Origin of the sequence: Xanthobacter tagetidis, assembly GCF_003667445.1 — a bacterium.
GTDB lineage: Bacteria > Pseudomonadota > Alphaproteobacteria > Rhizobiales > Xanthobacteraceae > Xanthobacter > Xanthobacter tagetidis.
Genome location: NZ_RCTF01000040.1, coordinates 1 through 973 on the forward strand (window position 1 = coordinate 1; position 973 = coordinate 973).

The 973-nt window shown below is 73.7% G+C and carries 1 protein-coding gene; it reads left to right on the forward strand.

Annotated features, from left to right (window positions below; genetic code table 11):
* Positions 1–112: 112 nt before the first annotated feature.
* A partial coding sequence (locus D9R14_RS22670) for an IS110 family RNA-guided transposase (protein ID WP_121625941.1) occupies positions 113–973 on the forward strand: 861 nt, incomplete at its 3' end.

Genomic DNA, 973 nt, shown 5'->3' on the forward strand with positions numbered 1-973 from the left:
CCCTGAGGCCGAGGTCGAGCAAGGCCCCGTCCGCTCCCTCGAAACCCCGAACAGTTGGCAGGGCCAGTCTTCCGGGACCCGAGCCCGCAGCACAAGCCTGGGGAGAGCGAGCATGACACAGGTGGATGTGTTTGTCGGTATCGACGTGTCCAAGGACCGGCTGGATGTCTTCTCCACCGCCGGGGAGCGCTTCAGCGTGGCGAACGATGCGGCGGGGCGGGCGGCGCTGGCGCTGAGGATCGCGGGCGCGCGGGCCGCTGGCCTGGAGGCCAGCGGCGGCTATGAGGCGCCGGTTCTGAAGGCGCTGGCGCAGGCGGGTCTGGCGGCCTACCGGCTCGATCCGGCGCAGGTGCGGGCGTTTGCCAGGAGCCGGGGGCAGCGGGCCAAGACCGATGCCATCGACGCGCGGATGATCGCACTTTGCCTGAGTGCCTGCCGCGACACGCTCAGGCCCTTCGTCGACGACGCGGCCACCGCCCGCCTCGCCGCGCTGGCGGCGTTCCGGCGCCGGCTGGTGGGCCACAAGGCGGCCCTGGCCGGGTCCGACGACCGCAGGGAGGACCCCTTCTTGCAGCACCTGGCCGCCGAGCAGGAGGCGCTGCTCGCCGCCCAGATCGCCGGGCTCGACGCCGAGATCGCCACGATCATCGCGGCGACGCCCGAGCTTTCCGACAAGGCGGCGCGCCTGCGCAGCGCGCCCGGGGTGGGGCCGGTGCTGGCCGCGACCCTCCTGGCCAGCCTGCCGGAGCTGGGGCGCGTCGGCAGCCGCCAGATCGCCGCTCTGGTGGGCGTCGCCCCCTATGACCGCCAGTCCGGCCGCAACGCCCGGCCCGCGCGCTGCGCCGCCGGGCGACGGCAGGTGCGCAACGTCCTCTACATGGGCGTCCTCGCCGCCATCCGCGCCCGAAAGAGCCCCTTCCAAACCACCTATGCCCGCCTCGTCGCCGCCGGAAAGCCACCCAAGCTCGCAATC